The organism is Streptomyces sp. 7R007 (assembly GCF_054850255.1).
The window spans coordinates 217,067-237,182 of the sequence record NZ_JBTWMV010000007.1 but is presented as its reverse complement, the minus strand read 5'-3'; the positions used below and the strand labels follow the sequence as shown (position 1 = coordinate 237,182).

At 71.9% G+C, this 20,116-nt stretch carries 15 protein-coding genes; 4 read left to right on the top strand and 11 right to left on the bottom strand.

The genetic code is table 11. The features are described from left to right. Positions 1–156 precede the first annotated feature (156 nt). The 3 genes from dnaK to ACYF6T_RS12410 all read right to left on the bottom strand — a co-directional run bounded on the left by dnaK (position 157) and on the right by ACYF6T_RS12410 (position 3,321). Positions 157–2,019: a molecular chaperone DnaK gene (gene dnaK / locus ACYF6T_RS12420; protein ID WP_461695919.1), complete on the bottom strand. Its 1,863-nt coding sequence runs from the start codon at positions 2,017–2,019 to the stop codon at positions 157–159. Positions 2,020–2,426: 407 nt separating this feature from the next. Next, positions 2,427–2,849, bottom strand: coding sequence for an Hsp20/alpha crystallin family protein (locus tag ACYF6T_RS12415; protein ID WP_461695918.1), 423 nt, complete (start codon positions 2,847–2,849; stop codon positions 2,427–2,429). 85 nt (positions 2,850–2,934) lie between these two features. Further along, the gene (locus ACYF6T_RS12410; protein WP_461695916.1) at positions 2,935–3,321 is read right to left on the bottom strand and encodes a hypothetical protein; all 387 of its coding nucleotides are present in this window, start codon (positions 3,319–3,321) and stop codon (positions 2,935–2,937) included. A gap of 285 nt (positions 3,322–3,606) precedes the next feature. On the opposite strand from ACYF6T_RS12410, the gene ACYF6T_RS12405 reads away from it, so the two are divergent. Together ACYF6T_RS12405 and ACYF6T_RS12400 are read left to right on the top strand one after the other, a co-directional pair. Continuing rightward, on the top strand, positions 3,607–4,026 hold the full coding sequence (locus ACYF6T_RS12405) for an Hsp20/alpha crystallin family protein (RefSeq protein ID WP_461695915.1): 420 nt from the start codon (positions 3,607–3,609) through the stop codon (positions 4,024–4,026). Positions 4,027–4,075: 49 nt separating this feature from the next. Beyond that, positions 4,076–4,255: a hypothetical protein gene (locus ACYF6T_RS12400; protein WP_461695914.1), complete on the top strand. Its 180-nt coding sequence runs from the start codon at positions 4,076–4,078 to the stop codon at positions 4,253–4,255. 89 nt (positions 4,256–4,344) lie between these two features. Here the strand turns inward: ACYF6T_RS12400 and ACYF6T_RS12395 are convergent, their stop codons facing one another. Continuing rightward, on the bottom strand, positions 4,345–5,223 hold the full coding sequence (locus ACYF6T_RS12395) for an alpha/beta fold hydrolase (RefSeq protein WP_461695912.1): 879 nt from the start codon (positions 5,221–5,223) through the stop codon (positions 4,345–4,347). 138 nt (positions 5,224–5,361) lie between these two features. On the opposite strand from ACYF6T_RS12395, the gene ACYF6T_RS12390 reads away from it, so the two are divergent. Then, the gene (locus ACYF6T_RS12390) at positions 5,362–7,341 is read left to right on the top strand and encodes an AfsR/SARP family transcriptional regulator (protein WP_461695911.1); all 1,980 of its coding nucleotides are present in this window, start codon (positions 5,362–5,364) and stop codon (positions 7,339–7,341) included. 657 nt (positions 7,342–7,998) lie between these two features. Here the strand turns inward: ACYF6T_RS12390 and ACYF6T_RS12385 are convergent. From ACYF6T_RS12385 to ACYF6T_RS12375, 3 genes are all read right to left on the bottom strand, one after another. Next, the gene (locus ACYF6T_RS12385) at positions 7,999–9,633 is read right to left on the bottom strand and encodes a choice-of-anchor Q domain-containing protein (RefSeq protein WP_461695909.1); all 1,635 of its coding nucleotides are present in this window, start codon (positions 9,631–9,633) and stop codon (positions 7,999–8,001) included. Further along, the gene (locus tag ACYF6T_RS12380) at positions 9,630–11,162 is read right to left on the bottom strand and encodes a carbohydrate binding domain-containing protein (RefSeq protein ID WP_461695907.1); all 1,533 of its coding nucleotides are present in this window, start codon (positions 11,160–11,162) and stop codon (positions 9,630–9,632) included. Before ACYF6T_RS12380 ends, ACYF6T_RS12385 begins: the two co-directional genes overlap by 4 nt. A 185-nt stretch (positions 11,163–11,347) precedes the next feature. After that, on the bottom strand, positions 11,348–12,853 hold the full coding sequence (locus tag ACYF6T_RS12375; RefSeq protein ID WP_461695905.1) for a helix-turn-helix domain-containing protein: 1,506 nt from the start codon (positions 12,851–12,853) through the stop codon (positions 11,348–11,350). Positions 12,854–13,237: 384 nt separating this feature from the next. Between ACYF6T_RS12375 and ACYF6T_RS12370 the strand changes: the two genes are divergently transcribed. Further along, positions 13,238–13,729 (top strand): RICIN domain-containing protein, encoded by a 492-nt coding sequence (locus tag ACYF6T_RS12370; protein ID WP_461695903.1) that lies wholly within the window; start codon positions 13,238–13,240, stop codon positions 13,727–13,729. A gap of 3 nt (positions 13,730–13,732) precedes the next feature. Here the strand turns inward: ACYF6T_RS12370 and ACYF6T_RS12365 are convergent, their stop codons facing one another. The 4 genes from ACYF6T_RS12365 to ACYF6T_RS12350 form a co-directional block, all read right to left on the bottom strand. Continuing rightward, positions 13,733–15,295 (bottom strand): LuxR C-terminal-related transcriptional regulator, encoded by a 1,563-nt coding sequence (locus ACYF6T_RS12365; RefSeq protein WP_461695901.1) that lies wholly within the window; start codon positions 15,293–15,295, stop codon positions 13,733–13,735. A gap of 175 nt (positions 15,296–15,470) precedes the next feature. Beyond that, the gene (locus ACYF6T_RS12360; RefSeq protein WP_461695900.1) at positions 15,471–16,697 is read right to left on the bottom strand and encodes an MFS transporter; all 1,227 of its coding nucleotides are present in this window, start codon (positions 16,695–16,697) and stop codon (positions 15,471–15,473) included. Positions 16,698–16,719: 22 nt separating this feature from the next. After that, positions 16,720–18,054, bottom strand: coding sequence for a preATP grasp domain-containing protein (locus ACYF6T_RS12355; protein ID WP_461695898.1), 1,335 nt, complete (start codon positions 18,052–18,054; stop codon positions 16,720–16,722). Between the two features lie 17 nt (positions 18,055–18,071). Further along, entirely contained in the window at positions 18,072–20,033 is a 1,962-nt protein-coding gene (locus ACYF6T_RS12350; RefSeq protein ID WP_461695897.1) for an anthranilate synthase family protein, read from the bottom strand. Between the last annotated feature and the right edge of the window lie 83 nt (positions 20,034–20,116).

Below are 20,116 nucleotides of genomic sequence, written 5' to 3'. Positions count from 1 at the left end.
CGAGCCCGTCACCCGATCCAGCCGTTTGGCACTCTCACTCGGAGAGTGCCAACTGTTCATGTAGCACCGCAGGACGCCCGTCGGCAAGCAGGCTCAGGCACGCGCTCCGTCTCGGGCGGCGCGGCACGGTCGGACGGTCCGCCAAGGGGGCCGTCGTCAGCCGGCCTGGGCCATGTCGTCGTCGACGATCTCGGCGTCCACCACCTCGTCCTCGGCCGCACCGCCGGTGGGCGACGCGCCGGCCGGGTCAGAGGACTGCTCGGCGCGCGACTTCTCGTACAGGGCCGCGCCGATCTTCTGCGCGGCCTGCGTGGTCCGGTCGATCGCCTGCCGGATCGCGGCCGTGTCCGCGCTCTCGTCCTTCAGCTTCTCCCTCAGCTCGGCCAGCGCCGCCTCCGTCTCGCTCCTGGCCTGCGCGGGGATGTCGCCGCTGTTCTCCCGCAGGAGCTTCTCGGTCTGGTAGACGAGCTGCTCGCCCTGGTTGCGGGCCTCGGCCGCCTCACGCCGCCGGCGGTCCTCCTCGGCGTGCTGCTCGGCCTCGCGGACCATGCGGTCGATGTCCTCCTTCGGCAGCGCCGAGCCGCCGGTGACGGTCATCTTCTGCTCCTTGCCGGTGCCGAGATCCTTGGCGGAGACGTGCATGATCCCGTTGGCGTCGATGTCGAAGGCGACCTCGATCTGCGGCACCCCGCGCGGCGCGGGGGCGATGCCCGTCAGCTCGAACATGCCGAGCTTCTTGTTGTACGCCGCCATCTCCCGCTCGCCCTGGTAGACCTGCACGGTCACGGACGGCTGGTTGTCGTCGGCGGTGGTGAAGATCTCCGAACGGCGCGTCGGGATCGTGGTGTTGCGCTCGATCAGCTTGGTCATGATGCCGCCCTTGGTCTCGATGCCCAGGGACAGCGGGGTGACGTCGAGCAGCAGGACGTCCTTGACCTCGCCCTTGAGGACACCGGCCTGCAGGCCGGCGCCCACGGCCACGACCTCGTCGGGATTGACGCCCTTGTGCGGGTCCTTGCCCGTCAGCTCCTTCACCAGCTCGGTCACCGCCGGCATGCGCGTGGACCCACCGACCAGCACGACATGGTCGATGTCGGACACCTCGATCCCGGCGTCCTTGACCGCGTTGTGGAACGGCGCCTTGCACCGCTCCAGCAGATCCGCGGTCACCTGCTGGAACTGGGCGCGCGTCAGCTTCTCGTCCAGGTGCAGCGGGCCCTCGGCGGAGGCGGTGATGTAGGGCAGGTTGATGGTCGTCTCACTGGACGAGGACAGCTCGATCTTGGCCTTCTCGGCGGCCTCGCGCAGCCGCTGCACGGCCATCTTGTCCTGGGACAGGTCCACGCCGTAGTGGTTCTTGAACTGCTTCACCAGGTGGTCGACGATCCGCTGGTCCCAGTCGTCACCGCCGAGGTGCGTGTCGCCGTTGGTGGCCTTGACCTCGATGACGCCCTCGCCCATCTCCAGCAGGGACACGTCGAAGGTGCCGCCGCCGAGGTCGAAGACGAGGACCGTCTGGTCGTTCTCCTTGTCCAGGCCGTACGCCAGCGCCGCCGCCGTCGGCTCGTTGATGATCCGCAGCACGTTCAGGCCGGCGATCTGCCCGGCCTCCTTGGTGGCCTGGCGCTGGGTGTCGTCGAAGTACGCCGGAACGGTGATCACGGCGTCGGTGACGTCCTCGCCGAGGTAGGACTCGGCGTCCCGCTTGAGCTTCTGCAGCACGCGCGCGGAGATCTCCTGCGCGGTGTACTTCTTGCCGTCGACGCCGCCGTGCTCCGGGAACCGCCAGCCGTGGTCGCCCATGTGGCGCTTGACGGAGCGGGCGGTGCGGTCGACGTTCGTCACCGCCTGCCGCTTGGCCACTTCGCCGACCAGGACCTCACCGTTCTTGGCGAACGCCACCACCGAGGGGGTGGTCCGCGCGCCCTCCGCGTTGGTGATCACGGTGGGCTCGCCGCCTTCGAGGACCGAGACCACCGAGTTCGTCGTACCGAGGTCGATTCCTACCGCACGCGCCATCTGGCTCTCCTCCTCACCCGTGCTCGTACGTCCCTTGCCTCTTCCAGAGAGATAAAACTTGAGTCGACCGGTGTCAAGTTCGGAGCGGGCGCGAACCGTGTGAGCTGGGGCATTGCCGGCGGAAGTGGCCGACGTTCACGATGAGGCGGACGACCGGCGTCAAGGAAAGCGACTCCGCATGGGTGATCACGTACACGTGCGACTCAGCCAAGGGCTGAGCGTGTCCGAAGACGGAGAACTGGTCGAGTACTCCCGCTGCCGTTGCGGTGCCACCTTCACGAAGGTGTTCACCGCGGACAGCGGAGAACAGGACCACCCGAACGGGTCCTGACGGGCGTCGGGCCACCGTGCTGGACAGGGCAAGGCCCTGGGCTTCCACCCAGGGCCTGGAGAAGGTGCATGCCGTGTCAGCCGGCGAGTTCCTTGCGCTCGCTGCCGCCGCTGATGGCGATCTTGCGCGGCTTGGCCTGCTCCGCGACCGGGATCCGCAGCCTCAGCACACCCGCGTCGTAGGACGCTTCGATCCTCTCGGTGTCGAGGGCCTCCCCGAGGAACAGCCGGCGGCTGAACGTCCCGACGGGCCGCTCGGCGATCACCGTGTCGACGCCTTCGCCGTACCCGGGCTTGCGCTCGGCCTTCACCGTCAGGACGTTGCGCTCGACATCGAGGTCGATGGATTCCGGGCTTACTCCCGGCAGGTCCAGCTCCACGAGGAACGTGTCACCCTCCCGCCAGGCGTCCATCGGCACGCCCGCCGGGTGCGTGACGGCGCCCCAGACCCGATCGACGAGCCGGTCAAGCTCGCGGAAGGGATCCGTACGCATCAGCATGTTCATCCCTCCTTCGAGGTCGTCCCCTGCATCCTTCGCTCTGCTATTGATATACCACGCCGACGGAAAGTTGACGCCTATCGACTCAACTTTTTTCGGCGGTCTTGGCCGTGAGCTGCCGTAGCCAGGCCGCAGTCCGTTCCGGCTCGTCCGTGGAGACAGCCAGACGACCGTAGGGCGCGTCCGGCCCGAAGGCCGACACCACGAGGACCGGCCCCTGAGCGCGCACGGCGACGAAGTCCCGGCTTCGACCGCCTTCCAGCTCGCCCACGCACCATCGCCCAGGGCGGAAGCGGTACCGACGCCCCGGACGCGGACGCAGCGCGCGCCACCAGTGCGGCTCCACGCGGACCTCGTCCACGCACGCCAAGGGCATCCGCACCTCCCGGCACCGCGCCGCCGGCACCCACCGCCAGGGCAGGCGCACCACCAGGTCACCGCCGTCGGCGGACAGGCGTACCACGATGCTCACCTCCTTCCAGCGACTCCGGACCGATCGCGGCCGCAGCCACAGCACCACGTGGCCACGACCACCAGGGCGAGCGCCGTCAAGGCCAGCGTCGGACCTTCCTCCCCTCCGTCATCACGGCCTCCTTCCGATCGAGTTCACTGAACGTGGTAGATACTTGAGCGAGATGCTGTCAACTTCATCCAGCTTTCGCTTGTCAATTAATCTGCCGTCGGCTATACGGTTGGACGAGTTCCGCTGGACCTCACCTACGACGACCATCACCCGCACGCGAAGGGAGAAGGAGCCATGCTTGCGCGTCCCGGCGCGCTCGGTGATCTCGACCGGCTCACGCACCAGCTCTCACGTACCGCTGCGACGGACGGCTTCATCCCCGCGGACGCATGGCGCGACGATGACGCTCTGTACCTGCAGTTCGACCTGCCCGGCATGGACCGCTCCAGCGTCGAACTGACGGTGGAGCGAGGCACGCTGGTACTGACCGCCGAGCGCCGCTCCCCCATCCCGCCCCACGCCCGCCCCGTCCTCACCGAGCGGCCCACCGGACGGTTCCTGCGCCGCCTGACCCTGTCCGACGCGCTGGACACCGACGCCGCGGAGGCCGCGTACGACAACGGCGTCCTGACGTTGCGCATCCCGCTGGCCGCACACGCCAAGCCCCGCAAGATCGCCGTCTCCGGCGGCCCGCCGAAGCAGCTCCCGTCCTGAGGGCCTCCCCCGAGTTCCGCCCCGCCGCCCCTACGAAGGAGGTTGTCCCGTGGCCGCTCTGCTGTGGCTGCTCATCCCGTTCGTCACCGGTATCGCCTCGAGCGTCTGGGCCTGGAGGACCGGACGCCGTCACCCCAGCCCCGCCCACCACGACACCTGGGAAGACCTCGACCGCTACCAGCGCCTGCGGACCGCACTGGGCCCGCACGAACACTGCCAGGCGGCCTGAGGACACCCCCGCCTCGCCGGCCTGCCCGTCTGCCCCAGCCCCGGAGCCTGGCGTCATCCACAGCCGTGTATGAGACGCCAGGCCTCCCCTCAGCGGGCCAGCAACCCTCGCAGCGCCGCCGCGACCTCGCCCGGCGCCTCCTCGGCCATGAAGTGCCCACAGGTGACCGTGCTGTGCTTGAGATCGGCAGCCCAGGCGCCCCACAGCGCGGCCGCGTCGAAACCGAGGGCGGCACCCCAGTCCTGCTGGAGTACGGTGACCGGCATCCGCAGCCGGTTGCCGGCCGCTCGATCCGCTCGGTCGTGTTCGAGGTCGATGCCGGCCGAGGCACGGTAGTCGGCCACGATGGACGGCACCGACCTGCGGCAGGCATCCAGGTAGGCGGCGCGGACATCGGGCGGCAGGGCCCGTTCGTCGTTGGTCCAGATGTCGAGGAAGTAACCGAAGAAGGCGTCCGCTTCGGCCGCGATCATGCGCTCGGGCAGACCGGGCGGCTGGGCCATCAGGTACAGGTGGAATCCGACGGCGGCGCCGACCCCGCGCATCACCTCCCACATGTCCAGGGTGGGCAGTACGTCGAGGCAGGCGAGGTGCGTGACGGCGTCCGGGTGGTCGAGGGCCGCGCGGAAGGCGACCAGGGCGCCGCGGTCGTGGCCGGCCAGGGCGAAACGCTCGTGGCCGAGGGCGCGGGCCAGCGTGACGATGTCCGCGGCCATGGTGCGCTTGGCGTAGACGGTGCCGTCGGTCTCGGCGGGTTTGCCACTGGCGCCGTAACCGCGCAGGTCGGGGCAGATCACGGTGTGGTCGGCGGCGAGGTCGACGGCCACGTGCCGCCACATCAGGTGGGTCTGCGGGAAGCCGTGCAGCAGCACGACGGGCGTGCCCGAACCGCCGACGGCCGCATGGAGGCGGATTCCGTCGCCGACGGGGATCTCGTGAGGTTCGAAGCCAGGGATGACAGGTACCACGGCGTGCTCCGTTCGGTGGGTGACCGGGTTTCTCGATCCTCTGGGCGATGGATGAGCATGGGATGAGCGGCAGGAACGCCCGCGGGTCGGCGATGGTGCGCGGACCGGGCGGGTGCGACGGAAAGGGGCGGTGGCGGGGTGCGTCTCCACTTCGGGGTGCTCGGGCCGGTGGCGGCCTGGGACGAAGACGGCAGCCCGATCGCGTTGAAGGGGCCCCGGCACCGCTCGGTACTGGCCCGGTTGATCATCGCCAGGGGCCGGGTCGTCCCGGTCTCCCGGCTGGTCGACGACCTGTGGCCGGATCCGCCCACGGACGCGGTGAGCGCGGTGCGCACGTTCGTGGCCGCCCTGCGCCGCACCCTGGAACCCGCCCGCCCGCCACGCGCCCCGGCCCGGCTGCTGGTCACCGAGGGACCGGGGTACGCCCTGCGCGCTGCCGCGGACACCGTGGACGCCCGGCGTTTCGAACAGGCGGTGACCTCCGCCGCCGGACTGCCGCCCGAGGAGGCGGCCGAGCGGCTGGAGGAGGCGCTCGGCTGGTGGCGCGGGCCCGCCTACGCCGAGTTCGCCGACCAGCCCTGGGCCCGGCCCGAGAGCCACCGCCTGGCCGAGCTGCGGCTGCACGCCGTCGAAGAGCACGCCCAGGCCCTGCTGTCCCTGGGCCTGGCCGACCGCGCGGCCGCCGACCTGCGCGCCCACACCGCCGAGCACCCCTGGCGCGAGAACGGCTGGCGGCTGCTGGCTCTGGCGCTGTACCGGGCGGGCCGGCAGACCGACGCGCTGGCCGTACTGCGCCGGGCGCGCACGCTCCTGGCCGAACAGGTGGGCATCGACCCGGGCCCCGGACTGCGCCTGCTGGAGGCGGACATCCTCCAGCAGGCCGCGTGCCTCGACGCCGGCCCCGGCCGGGGCGACGGTGCCGAGCGCGTGTGGGAACAGGCCGCGGCCGCCTACGACCGCGCGGTGCCCGCGAGCTCACGGACCCGCCTGGAATCGACCATGGGCCTGCTGCGCACCCTCGCCCTGACCGGCGGCAGCGGCCTGCTCGCCGCCCGGGAGCACCGCGCCGCGGCCATCACGGCCGCCGAGAGGCTGGGCGACGCGGAACTCACCGCTCGGGTGATCGGCGCCTACGACGTCCCGGCCATCTGGACCCGCCTGGACGATCCGGAGCAGGCCGCACAGGTGGTGGCGGCCGCGGAGCGCACCCTCGTGGCCTTGCCCGCCGAGGGTCACGAGGCCGCCCGCGCCCGGTTGCTGGCCACGATCGCCCTGGAATCACGCGGCACCGCCTCGCCCCGCGCCCGGCAGGCCGCCCGCCAGGCGGAGGAAACCGCCCGTCGCCTGGCCGACCCCACACTGCTGGCCTTCGCTCTCAACGCCGCGTTCATGCAGTGCTTCGAACACGCCGGGCTGGCCGCGCGCCGCGACGAGATCGGCGCGGAGCTCGTCGCGCTGTCCGGCCCGCACGGACTGGGCGCGTTCGAGGTGCTCGGCCACCTCATCCGCCTGCAGGCACGCAGCGCTCTCGGGGACTTCGCCGCCGCCGACCGCCACGCCCGCGCGGCGGACCGCCTGGCCAAGCGGCATGAACGGCCCCTGGTAGGCGTGTTCACCGGCTGGTACGCCGCGCTCCGCCGCGACGCCGCCGACCGCGCGCCGTTCGCGGAGGCGGAAGCGGCCTACCGCACAGCGGCGTCCCTCCTGGAAGGCGCCGGAATGCCCGGCCTCTCCCGCGGCCTGCTGCCTCTCACCCTGCTGTGCCTGCGCCTACGGCACGGCCGGCCTCTGCGCTTCTCCGATGACGAGGACTGGGGGCCGTACGCCCCTTGGTCGCGCCCTCTGCTCCTGCTCGACCAAGGGCACAGGTCCGAAGCCGCCGACGCGCTCCACGCAACCCCCGACCCGCCCAACGACCTTCTCCACGAGGCCCTTTGGTGCCTCACCGCCCGAGCCGCGCTGGCCCTCGAAGACCGCGACACCATGCGACGCGCGCACAGCGTCCTGACCCCGGCAGCACACGAACTGGCCGGAGCGGGCAGCGGCCTGCTCACCCTCGGCCCGGTCTCGACGTACCTGGACGAGCTCACGGCCGCGCTCGGCCCGGCCGCCCACTGAGGTGGGCCGGGCCGGGACCGCAGCGCGTGGTGCCGCCCCGGTTTCACCACGGACGGACCCCTGAAAGCGCCCTGAAAGGCCAGTGAAGGGCGAGTCGGCGACGCTCTCCGGCACGACGACGACGGCCCCGCAAGGGGTACCTTCCGGGGAGGGGACCACCATGAACGGCCTGCGACTGATCCGCCGTCACGCGGCGGCGTTCGCGCGCTTCGCCGGGCTGGGCAGCGCCGTCACCCTGGCCGCCTCGGCGGCTCTGGTCCTGCTCTCCCAGTGGATCCCGTGGATGGCGGCGAACGTCCTGACCACCGTCGCCTCGACCGTGGCCGCCACCGAGGTGCACGCCCGCGTCTCGTTCGGCCACGGACGGCCCGGTCTGGCCGGCCATCTGAAAAGCGCGGCCACCATCGCCGTCGGCTGGCTCGCCACCTCCGCCGCGGTCGGCGCGCTGACCCTGCTCCGCCCCGGCGCCGGACTCGTGCTGCAGCAGACGGTGTACCTGTCGGCCACCGCACTGGTCGGCATCGGCCGCTACGCCGTGCTGCGCCTGTCGGTGTTCGCAGAGCGCGCCCCTCGGACACAGACCGGCGATGCGGCCCCGTCGCCGGGCTCTCCCCTCGTCGAGTCCGGAAACGGGGCCGCTGTTGGGCGGACGCTCTGCTACGACGTCGGCCAGGTGAGTGCGTCGATGGTGACCGTGCCGCTGCCGGAGGAGGCGTCCAGGCCGATCGCACCGACGCCGCTCACCGACGGCACGGTCCAGGTGACCGTCGCCCACTGCCCCTTCGGCAGCACCACCGAACCGGCCATCGTCGCGGCGTAGCTCTTGTCCCGCACGAACGGCGTGACCGTCGTCGCCGACTGGGCCGCGTAGACGTGATACGTCACCGTCGACCCCGCCCTCACCGCACCCAGCCCGGTGGAAGTGCCCACCGCACTGTGACCAGTGGCGCTGAGACTGAACCGCAACGCATGCGTGCCCTCATACGCGACGTCCGAGGTCACCACCGGGTTGGCGTTCCCGTAAAACCCCGACCAGTGGTCAGCCGTACCGTCCTCGAACCCCACCGTCACACCACCCCCGCCAGAGCCACCACCAGGCCCACCACCAGAGCCGCCGCCCGACACGTACTCGTACGGGCCGATGTCGTAGCCGTCGCCCTGCGGTCGCAGGACGCCGTCGAAGTCGGTGCCCGGGGCGCCCTTGGCGGTGCCCGCGTTGACGCACGGGCTGTCCGCGGTCGGGTGGTAGTCGCCGCTGCCGTCGGCCTGGTAGTCCACGAGTCCGGGGTCGTCGTCCACCTCGCCTTCGGCGTTGTCCGGCGTCCAGTTGTCCCTGTCGCTGTTGGTGAAGTCCGCGCCGTCGTTGCCGTGGAAGAGGTTGTGCCCGTACTCGTTGTCGTCGGAGTCGGCGTTGGCGTTGACGTAGATTCCGCTGCTGCCGTTGTCGACGATGATGTTGTTCGTGATCACGAAGCCGGCGGCGGTCTCGTCACTGTCGTCGTCACCGGAGATGCTGATGCCGTGCTGCCGGTTGGCGAAGACGAGGTTGTTGGAGATCGTCGCCCCCACCAGGTTGCTGTTGAAGCGCAGCCCGGAACCGGCGTTGTCGTAGGCGATGTTGTTCTGCATCAGGTCCCCGCCCCCGGACGGGTAGATGCCGTGGGTGTACTGGCACTCCCCGTCCGGTCCGACATCGTGCACGGTGTTCGCGACGAACGCGTTGCCGGAGGTCTCCGAGTCGTCTCCCAGACCGTCCCCGTTGGCGGCCGAACTGCTCGTGCACGTGACGTGGCGACGGATGCCGTGGACGTCGTTGTGATCGACGACATTGTGGGAACCGCTCAGATGAATGCCCTGTTTCGCGGTCGGGCCCGTGACCTCGAAGCCGGTGATGCGGACGTAGTTCCCCTCGTTCTCGAACGGGAAGTCGTTCGCGTCGTGGTCGGCGCTGAGATCGATCAGCGCGCGGCCCGCGTGGTCGGCGGCGAAGGTGATGTACGCGCTCGCCGTCCCGTTGTTGTCGTTGTCGACGGGGTCGGTGTAGGTGCCGTCGGCCACGTGCACGGTCGTGCCGGCGGCGAGGTCCTGGTCCGCCGCAAAGGCGATCGTCTTCCACGGGTGGGCCGGGGAACCGTCGTTGGAGTCGCTGCCGGACGTCGCCGATACGTAGAAGTCCGTGACCGGCGCCGCGACCGCGCTGCCGTTCAGCACCACCGCCTGGGCCCCGAAGCCCGCCAGTGTCAGCGCGACCGTCGAGCAGGCCGCCGCCCATGCTCTCCCGCGGCCGCTCACGACGTCGGCCAGGTGAGTGCGTCGATGGTGACCGTGCCGGTGCCGGAGGAGGCGTCCAGGCCGATGGCACCGACGCCGCTCACCGACGGCACGGTCCAGGTGACCGTCGCCCACTGCCCCTTCGGCAGGACCACCGAACCGGCCATCGTCGCGGCGTAGCTCTTGTCCCGCACGAACGGCGTGACCGTCGTCGCCGACTGGGCCGCGTAGACGTGATACGTCACCGTCGACCCCGCCCTCACCGCACCCAGCCCGGTGGAAGTGCCCACCGCACTGTGACCAGTGGCGCTGAGATTGAACCGCAACGCATGCGTGCCCTCATACGCGACGTCCGAGGTCACCACCGGGTTCGCGTTCCCGTAAAACCCCGACCAGTGGTCAGCCGTACCGTCCTCGAACCCCACCGTCACACCACCCCCGCCAGAACCACCACCAGGCCCACCACCAGAGCCGCCGTTCATGGCGTCCTCGAACGCGGTGCCCTGGGCGGTGAGCGTGGTGCTGCCGGTGACCAGGCCGAAGTTGCCGTGGTCGGTGGCCGTGTAGATCATGGCGCCCGACGGTGCCGGGCTCAGGGAGCGCAGCTCGTCGACGGCGGCTGTCGTCCACGTCGCGAGGTCGTCGGCGTGGGCGGACGTGTAGGCCGCCCCCTGGTCGCTGGGGTCTATGTTCCACTCCGAGATGAAGTAGTCCAGCGAGTGGCCGAGCGCGGACGTGACCTTGTCCTCGATGTTCGTGACGTGCTTCTGCCAGTTGGCCAGGTGGGTCGTGCAGGTGTCGTCGCCGGAGCCGGGGTCGTTCCAGCCGCCGCTGCCGTCGGACTTGACGGTGGTGTCGCAGAGGTATTCGTGCCAGGACAGGGCGTCGGGTTCGGGGGCCGCGTCCGCGGCGAAGCCGGCGATGTAGTCGGCGGAGGTTCCGTCGGAGCGGGAGAGGACCGGGCCGACGAACTGGTAGTCGGCGTCCGGGTACTGGGCCTTCAAGGCGGGGATCACCGTGTTCCAGGCGTCGGTGTAGTGGGCGGCGTCCACCCCCGCCAGGTCCGGTTCGTTGCCGAACTCCAGGTAGACGGTGCTGTTCTGGAACACCTGGTGGACGAGGTTCATCAGGTGGGTGTCGGTGGCCTGGATGTCGGCGGTGGTGCGGCCGCCGCCGGGGCCGCGGAGGATGAGGACGGGGGTGGCGCCGACCTTCTGGACGGCCTTCATGGCCGTCAGCCAGTCGTCGTCCTGGAGCGCCGCGCCGGTGTCGGGGTACGTCGCCCGCAGCGGTACGCGGACCATCGGGGTGCCCCATCTCCCGAACAGCGCCTGGGTGTTGGCGTCGGTGGCCAGGTGGTCGGTCTTGCCGTACAGGGACATGTTGACGCCGAAGACGGGGGCGGCCTGAGCGGCGGCGTCGGCCGCGCCGGCCGGGTGGGGCGCGGCCAGCGGCAGCAGGGCGGCGGCGGTCAGCGCGGCCGCCGCCGTGACGCCGACGACGGTCCGCCGCGACCGTGTCGGGCCATGCCGGGTCAGGGTCATGGACATGGGGTGCCTCCCAAGTCGGTGGGGAGTGGATGTGGCATCGAGGCTGGGTGGGGCAGCGTCGGTGCGGCAAGGCCGACCTGGGTGTTGCGGGTAATCGCGAACAATCAATCAACGACGCGGCGGCCTACGGCAGGCTCGCTCGTCCGGCCGACCTGCGGAGCACCTCGTCGTCAGCGAGCCGGTGGTCACCAGTGGATGTCGTCCAGGAGGATGCGTACGGGCTTGCCGTGAGTGGTGATCTGTAGGCCGACGGCGTGCACCGAAGCAACCGGCGGGACGGTCCAGTCGAGGGTGGTCCAGCCGGGGTGGCAGGGCAGCGGGCGTTCGGCGGCGGCCGGGTGGGCGGTGAAGCCGGCGTCCTGGACCAAGGGCTGAACGGCTCCCGTACCGCACTGTCCGTCGCTCCAGAGATGGAAGACGACGGTGCTTCCCGGGTGCAGGCTGCGAGCCCCGTCCGGTGTGCCCACCGCGCTGTAGGTCTTGCGGCCCGTCGCGGTCACGGCCAGGGCGTGCCGCCCGTCGAGGGCGTGCCGGGTGGTGACACCGACCGCGATGTCGCCCCACAGCGGGCTCCATCCGTCGTCGCTGCCGCCCCCGGTGTCGAAGCTGTCCTTCGGCGGGGTGGTGACGGTCGTGGCGGGCGCCCGGCCGTCCGCCGCGAGCGAGGCGGGCACCGAGGGCGCCCGGGTGCCGGCGCGGGTGCAGCGCACCGACAGGGCGCCCGCAGCGACGTTGTCCCGGGTGGGGCCGCGGTCGGACAGCCGTACCGACAACTGTCCGTCGCTCAGGGGGAAGCGGCCCGCCTCGACCCACTGGCCGTGGTGGCGCACCTGGTCGACGGTGAACGCGCCGACCACCCTGGCACCGGCTCCTGACCGGACCGTGTAGTACGCGGGATGGCCGCCGACGTACCAGGTGTCGCCCTGGGGTATGTGCAGCCGCACCGAGCAGCTGCCGCTGCGCAGGTGCTCGGGCCGGAACCACCAGATGAAGCCGTCGTGTCCCGGCAGGTCGTCTCCGCTGGCCGCGGTGTAGCGGTAGTCGCCCCGGCAGCCGCTTCCGGTCCAGTCGCCGCCGACGGCCAGCGTCCAGCCGCTGCCCCCGTCGGCGCCGCCTTGGTTCATCGTCACTCCGCGGGTGGCGTCGTGCGGGCAGTCGTCCCCGGCTGTCGCCGTCCAGGCCGCCGGTGCGGGAGCGGGCGCCGCGGCCAGCAGTACCGCCGCGGTCACGGCGGCCGCGGCCATGACGGCGGCCAGGAGGCGGTGCCGGCGCCGAGGGGAGATGGGCCGTCTTCGCGTCTGCGGCTGGTCGGCCCGTTCGGGCGGGGTCGATGAGACCGGCGCTGTGGCCTCGGGGATGCCGGTCTTCGCGCCCCGCGGTGCGGCGGAGAGGTTCGCTGCCGTTCCGGTCCGGCTCTTGAGGGCCGCCAACTCCGCTGTGGTCGCGGCCCACTTGGCTGCCCACTCCTCGACGTCCCCACCGCAGGCGGCCACGAAGGCCAGCGTCACCTCACGCGTCGGCAGGGCCTTTCCGCTCGCGGCGGTGGACAGCGCGGAGGCCGAGTAGTGGGCGCGTGCGGCCAGTTGGCGGTATCCCGGCGCACCGGCGGCGGCCCGCAGCTGCCGCAACTCCCAGGCGAAGCGTTCCACCGGCCCGGCCGTCGGATCGATCGCGATCTCGCGTCGGCTCACCTTCGCTCCCTCCCGCGACCATGACCGGTCGACTCGGTGCCGGGGTCTATCTCATCGCCCATGGCATACGGATTGTCCAGACACCTTTACGCCGTCCGCACCGCCGGTCGGCTCGGACAGCCGCATGGGGGCGGGGCCGCGCGGCCGGCGCAGCGCACGGCTCGCCGCAGCCGAGACGTATCCGCAGGTGACAGGCGGGTGGGCGAGGGCCCGGCAGGGTGTTCGCATGTGCCGGTCGTTGGTCGGGAGTTGATTGATTGATGAGGTCCGCCCGTCCGGCATTGCCCCGTCTCCCGGCACCGCCACAGGCTGCTCGGCATCCGGCCGGCCCGCCGCACGCACCATGCCGCGGGCCGCTCACCTCAACGCGATGGGAAGCACCCGATGCAGCTGAAGTTCTGCAAGTCCCTGCTCGCCTGCCTGTCCTTGGCAGGAGCACTCTTCGCCGCCACCACCGCCCCGGCGTCCGCGGACATCCTCTCCCCCACCGGTGCCAACCTGCACAACTACAACTCGGGCCGGTGCATAGGGATCTCCGGCGGTTACGCCGGTGACTGGACCTGCACCGGCAACCCCGACCAGCTGTGGCACGTCGGTTCGGCCAACTCGGCCGGCTGGCACCAGGTGATCAACGGGAACGGCGAGTGCCTGGCCGTCAGCGGCGGAAGCACGTCCCAGGGCGCGCTGGTGCGCACCTGGGCGTGCAACGGCGGGGCCGACCAGTACTGGGCGTCATCCCAGTACAGCGGGGACTTGTACTACCTGGTCAACTACAAGTCGGGGCTCATCGTCGGCGTCCAGGGCGGCTCGACGGCCAACGGCGCCCGCCTGGTCCTGTGGGAGGCGCAGGCACACGCCGACCAGCTCTGGTACTGAACCTCACGGCACCGATTCCCACAGGTGGGCGTGGCGGGCCAGTTCCACCCGGGAGCCGATGCCGAGTTTCCGGAAGATGTTGCGCAGGTGGTAGTTGACGGTGTGCGGGGAGCGGCGCAGCCGCAGGGCGACCTGCTGGTTGGTCAGACCCTCGCCGACCAGACGGGCCACCGTGCGTTCCACCTCGCTCAGCGCGTCGGACTGCGCCTCGGCGGAGGCCGGCTCCGCCGAGGCGGGGGCCGGCAGCGGGCGGCGGGAACGGGCATCCAGCAGCGTGGTCAGGTCTTCGGCGGCGGTGGTCCTGGCCCAGTGGTGACCGTGTTCCGTCGCCGCCCGCACCAGACCGTCCGGATCGCCCTCCAGCAGACTCCTCGCGTGCAGCGCGGCGGTCGCGAGCGTGGGCACGCCGGGATTGCGTTCGGCCAGCCGTCGGGCGGTGTCGGCCGCGACCGCGGGCCAGTGCGCGTCGCCGGCCGCCAGCGCGGTCCGTACGAACCAGGCGGCGGCGCCCGGCTGGCGTATGAACAGCGCGGTGCGCCGGTCGGTGGCGGTGTAGTGGTAGTTCATCCGCTCCAGCGCGACCCGCGGTCCGGAGCGGGCGGCGGTGACCTGAAGGTCGACCCAGTCGTAGGCGGTCGAGGGGAAGCGTCCGCCCGTCTCGGCGAGGGCCTCCCGGCAGCCGCGGACGTAGTCGGCGGCACCGTCGACGTCGCCGAACCGCAGGGCGAGCTGGCCGAGCGCGGCCAGCAGCGGCGGGACATAGAGCCGGGCACCGCGGCCCACGGCGGCCGCCAGGGCCTGCTGGGCCTCGTCACGGGCCTCGGCCAGCCGGCCCTGGTAGCCGAGCAGCCGGGTGCGCAGCCGGGCGAAGACGATGTCCATGCCGCCGGTCGTCTCGCCGATGCCCGTCCGGGCGGCTCCGATCACGCGTTCGGCTTCCTCGCAGGCGCCCGCGTCGACGAGCCGCTCGGCGAGCACCAGGCGGAGGTAGGCCCGCCAGACCGGGGAGGGCATCGCGGAGGCCGAGGCCACGGCCTCCCGGGCCAGCCGCACTGCTTCCACCAGGCGTCCCTCGGACAGGACGGCGTCCGACATCACCGCCGACGCGGCCAGCACCTCGGCCTCGCCGACGACTCGTCCGCCGTGGGCGCGCAGGACGGTCTCGGCCTCCCGCCTGCCCTGGGCGGGGTCCTGGAAGTAGCGGGCGAACATGCGGCTGGCGGCCACGGCGTCGCGCACCGAGGCGGGTGTCTCGCCGCCGTCCCGGAGGATGCCGTCGGCCAGGGCGAGCGCGTCCGGCACCTCGCCGCCGGCCATCCGTAACTCGGCCAGCAGACACCGTAGTCGAGCGCTCAACTCCGCGGACAGCCCGAGGGTGAGAGCCGCCTCGACGAGTCCCACCGCCCGGTCGACGGAGCCGACCGAGGCCAGCGTCCGGGCCAACCCCAAGGGCTCGTTCACCATGGCACGCAGCAAGGCGGCGATCTGGTCGACGCTGCCTTGCGAGGCGAGCAGAGACGCGGAACTCAGGAGTGTCGAGTCCTCGTTCTTCACTGCAATGGACAATGGGTTCACACCGCTTTCTCGCGCTGGTTCACCATGTCGTCCGGAGCGGATTCGGGCCCCGGCCACGCCGGGATCTTAACCGGGTTCACCCATTGCATTGTGAACGAGGCATGAAACGGCGGCACTCGGCCTTTTCGGCCGAATGCCGTGGGTGCGATTTGCTTTCGGCGCCGGGTTATGCGATATGGGGCCTCCTGCGTTCGGCCAGTGCGCTGACGACGGTGAGCAGCAGCGTGAGTGCGGCGCCGCTGAGGACGGCCACCGCGGGTTCCGCGTGCGCGAGGACCACCGCGGCCAGGGAGGCGGTGAGGCTGTAACCGACGCCCTGGACGGCGTACATGAGGGAGTAGCCCGCCGCGAGCATGTCCGCCGGGACGCGTTCGCGCAGCGACAGGTTGCGGGTGACCATGACCCCAGACTTGAAGACGCCGGCGAGCAGCAGCGCCACGGCGATGCCCGCGAGTCCGGGCAGTACGGCGGTCAGCGCCACGAACGCCGCCATCAAAACCAGCAGGACCAGGCTCTGCGCCCGCGCCCCGCCCGGCCAGCTCCGCGCCCCGTACAGCAGCCCGCCCAGAACGCTGGCCAGGGAGAACACGGTCAGCAGCGGTCCCGACCACTCGACGGGCAGCGCGCGGTATTCCAGCAGCGCCGGCAGCACCAGTTCGGCCGTGGCCAGCAGGGCCATCGCCGCGGCGCTGGTGAGGTAGACCGGCCAGCCCGCGATCAGGGCCCGGGCGCGTGAGGGCTTGCGCCCCCCGGTGTCCACCGCTGCCGCGGCGGCGTTCGGCCCGGTCTGCGGCAGGGTGCGGACGCCGACCGCCGCCAGGGCCGCGCAGCAGCCGGCGAGGAACAGCGGGGCGCCGGGGGCCGCGCCCAGGGCGAGGAACGCCACGATGGCCGGGGCGGCGGCCCAAATGCCCTGGGTCAGCGTGGTCTCGACGCTCAGCGCCCGGGGCACGGTCTCCTCCGGCACGGCGTCGACCAGCAGGGCGCGCAGCCCGCCCGCGTGCGCGGCCGGCGCGGCACCGGCGAGGAAGGCCAGCGCGAGCGCCAGCGGACGCGGCGCGGTGTGGCAGAAGCCGAGCCCCGTGAAGGCGGCCGCGCCCGTCGCCAGCCCGAGGGCGAGTTCCCGGCGCAGCCGGGCGCCCGTCAGCCGGGCGCCCAGCAGCGGGGCGCCGACGACCTCGCCGACGACGTACGCCCCGCCGAGCACCGCTCCCAGCGTGTAGCCGCCCGGTGCCTGCCGCACCAGGAAGACCAGGGCCAACGGCGCCATCGCCACGGGCAGTTTCGCCGCGAGGGTGACCAGCAGCCAGGGCCGCACCCCCGGGCGGGCGAGCAGGGCCCGGTAGCTCAGCGCGGCCTGCGTCCGCTCCGGTTGCTTCGTGTGTTCGCTCACCGCCGCTCCCGCACACTCGTCGTCACTCACTGGCCCCTCCGAACAGGGCGTCCACTTCCTCTTCCCATGCCCGGGCCGCGGCCTCGTCTTCCGCGATGAGGCAGCTTCCGCCGAATCCGCCGGTACGGCCGTTGTCGTGGACGGTGACCACCACGCCGGTACGGCGTTCGGGGTCGTAGGCGAGGCCGGCGGCCGTGAGCTTGTCCAGGGTCGTGCGGAAGTCGGGGAAGGCGACCCGGCGCTTTTCGATCAGGACCCGCTCGGATGGGTAGTGCGCGCCCACGAGTTCCTCACCGATGCGGTGGATGTGCGCCGAGCCGACCACGCGTCCGTTGATCTCGTTGACGAGGACGCGCTCGTCGGGAGTGACGATCGCGTCGACGCTCAGGCTGCCCCGGTAGCCGATCCTGCGCAGCGTCTCCGACAGCCGCCGCGAGTCGTCGAGGAACCCGGCGAAGGCCGCCAGCCGCTGCGAAGGGGCGGGCACGATCAGCCCGTTGATCACCGGCTTCATCCGCATCTCGCCGTGGCCGACGAGCCGTACGCCGTCGTCCGTGACGAGCAACTCCGCGTAGATGGCCGGGGATTCGGGGGTGTAGTGCTCCAGCACCACCCGGCCCCGGTGCGGGCCGGTGTAGTGCGCCCAGCGCCGGTCGAGGTGGGCGGCGAGCGCGGAGCGTTCCGTGATCACCTCGGCGCCCGTGGCGCCGATCGGGCGGATGCCCGGCACCGGGGTGATGATCTCGTTGCCGATGCCTCCGACGTGGAAGTCCTGCTTGACGATGACCGGCTGTCCCTGACCGAGCGCCGCCCACAGGAACTCCTCGGCCTCCGACCGGTCGTCGGTCACCGTGCCGTACGGCACCGGTATGCCGTGGCCGACGGCGAACGCCCTGAAGACCGCCTTGCTGTTGAGCAGGGCGGTACCGCTCTGGGCGGCGAAGGGGAAGCCCGGCGTGTGCGCGTCGAGGCCGAGGGCGCGGGCCAGCCGGACGCTGACCCGGTCGAAGTGGAAGGGCAGGATGGTGGAGACGCCGTGCGCGCGTACGGCCGCGCGCAGCCGGGAGACGAACTCCGGGTGCTCCAGCCGGTCCCGGGAGAGCACGTCCTCGCCCAGGCGGCCCACCGGCGGGACGACGACGGTCCAGGAGTCGCGGTCGATGCCCTTGAGCGCGGCGACGTAGGCGAGGAACTCCTCGTCCAGTGCGACGGGGAGGACGAACACGTCACCGGGGCCGGCGAGCCAGATCATGCGCTGCGCCTGGCCGGCGACGTACCGCCGGTACTCGGGGGGCAGGGTGCCCAGGTCACCGATCATCTCGTCGGTGCGCTGGTTGCTGACGATGAGTTTCGGCATGGGAGCCTCCGGTCGGATCAGGCGCTGTGCGCGACGGCGGGCACGGTGAGCAGTGCGGTCACCGACTCGCGCAGGACGTCGAAGCCGTGGGTGCTGAGCACGGACTCGGGGTGGAACTGCAGGGAGTGGAAGTACGGGCCGCGCAGCGCGTGCACCTCGTGCGTGACGGCATCCCGGCTGACCTCGACGATCCCCGCCCCCGGTACCGGCGCGCCGAAGCGGTCCCGGCGGGCGAGGGCGGCGAAGCTGTTGTAGAAGCCGACGCGCCGGCGCCGGCCGAACACGTCGATCACGCGCTGGCGGCCCTGATGGGGCACGGGTTTGCGGATCAGTTCCAGGCCGAGCTCGGCGGCCAGGACCTGGTGGCCGAGGCAGACGGAGAGGAAGGGTCGGCCCGCGGCGAGGAGGTCGCGGGTGAGCGCGCGCAGGGCGGCGATCTTCGCGTCGGCCGCATCTCGCGGGTCGCCCGGACCTGGGCCGACGACCACGAGGTCGTGGCCGTCCGCCCGGTCGTCCCGCGTCAGCTGGTCCCAGCGGCGGATGCGCGGGGTCAGGCCGAGCGCGGTCAGCTGGTGGCCGAGCATCGCGGTGAACGTGTCCTCCGCGTCGACGAGCAGCACACGGCCGCGCACGGCCGGCGGCCGGTCGTCGCGCCGCCGCAGCCAGAACGGGGCGAGGGAGGTGTTGCGGTCCGCCAGCGCGGCACGCACCCCGCGGTCGGCGGTCCAGTCGGCGGCTGCGGGCGTCGCCGTGCCGTGCGCGCCCGGATCGCCGTCGCTGCCGTGCGGGTCCGCACCGCCCTGGATCGCGGCCATCAGACCGGCCACCTTGGCGTGGGTCTCGGCGACCTCGGCTTGCGGATCGGAGTGGCGTACGAGGGTGGCGCCGACGCCGATGCGCACCGCGCCCGACGCGTCGATACGCGCGGTGCGGATGAGGATCGCCGAGTCGAGCCGTCGCTCGCCCGCCGCGTCCCGCCCCACCAGGGCGAGGACGCCGCTGTAGTAGCCGCGGCCGGCCGGTTCGTAGCGGCTGATCACCTCGCAGGCGCTCTCCAGGGGGCTGCCGGTGACGGTTGGGGCGAAGAGGGTCTCGCGCAGGATGTCCGGCACCGGACGGGTGCTGCGCCCCTTGATCAGGTACTCGGTGTGGGCCAGCCGTGCCATCGGCTTCAGGTACGGGCCGACGACGCGTCCGCCCCGCTCGCAGATCCGGCCCATCATCTTCAGTTCCTCGTCCACCACCATGAGCAGTTCGTCGGCCTCCTTGCGGTCGGCGAGGAAGGACAGCAGTCCGGACACGGACGGCCCGCCGGGCGGATAGCGGTAGGTGCCGCTGATGGGGTTCATCACGACCTCCCCGCCCACCGCGCTGACGTGCCGTTCCGGAGAGGCGCCGACGAACGTGCTCTCCCCGGCCCGGACCAGGAACGTCCAGTACGTGCCGCGTTCCTGCAGCAGCAGCCGGCGGAAGACGGACAGCGCCGCCCGCGGCCCGTAGTCCTCGATGCGGGCCAGGAACGGGCGCTCGATGACGAAGTTGGCGCCGCGGCCCCGGCCGATCTCCTCGCTCAGCACGGTGCGCACCAGCTCGGCGTAGGCCGCGTCGTCCACGGCGAAGCCCGCCTCGGCGACGGTGAGCCGGTCGTCCGGCAGCAGCCGCAGCGCCTCGTCCAGCGGCACCGAGTCCTGGGCGCTCACGCGCAACGCCAGCAGCGGGGCGCCGTCGTCCGGTGCGGCGAACCCGCGCTCGGCGAGCTGGCGGAACGGCACGACCGTCAGCAGTTCGTGCCGGGCGGGACCGGGCCGGGCCGGACCCGGTTCGTCGTCGAGCGGCAGGTCGGCCAGGGATGCCGGCTCGGTCATCTCGCCCACGAGTACCTCGATGCGGTCGGGCGCTTCGCTTTCCGGCCGGTGCAACAGCGCGTAGGCGGGGGGTTCACCGCCTGGTGAGAGCAGCGTGCCGAGCAGGCCGGTCATGGCACCTCCTGGAAATGCGCGGGGAAATCCCCGGCGGCGGACGGAACGGGAAAAGCAAAGGGCGTGCCGACGGCACGCGAGCG

Coding starts and splice junctions, on each gene's coding strand:
- ACYF6T_RS12350 (WP_461695897.1), bottom strand. CDS start 20,033: ATGACCGGCCTGCTCGGCACGCTGCTCTCACCAGGCGGTGAACCCCCC.
- dnaK (WP_461695919.1), bottom strand. CDS start 2,019: ATGGCGCGTGCGGTAGGAATCGACCTCGGTACGACGAACTCGGTGGTC.
- ACYF6T_RS12415 (WP_461695918.1), bottom strand. CDS start 2,849: ATGCTGATGCGTACGGATCCCTTCCGCGAGCTTGACCGGCTCGTCGAT.
- ACYF6T_RS12370 (WP_461695903.1), top strand. CDS start 13,238: ATGCAGCTGAAGTTCTGCAAGTCCCTGCTCGCCTGCCTGTCCTTGGCA.
- ACYF6T_RS12355 (WP_461695898.1), bottom strand. CDS start 18,054: ATGCCGAAACTCATCGTCAGCAACCAGCGCACCGACGAGATGATCGGT.
- ACYF6T_RS12380 (WP_461695907.1), bottom strand. CDS start 11,162: ATGTCCATGACCCTGACCCGGCATGGCCCGACACGGTCGCGGCGGACC.
- ACYF6T_RS12405 (WP_461695915.1), top strand. CDS start 3,607: ATGCTTGCGCGTCCCGGCGCGCTCGGTGATCTCGACCGGCTCACGCAC.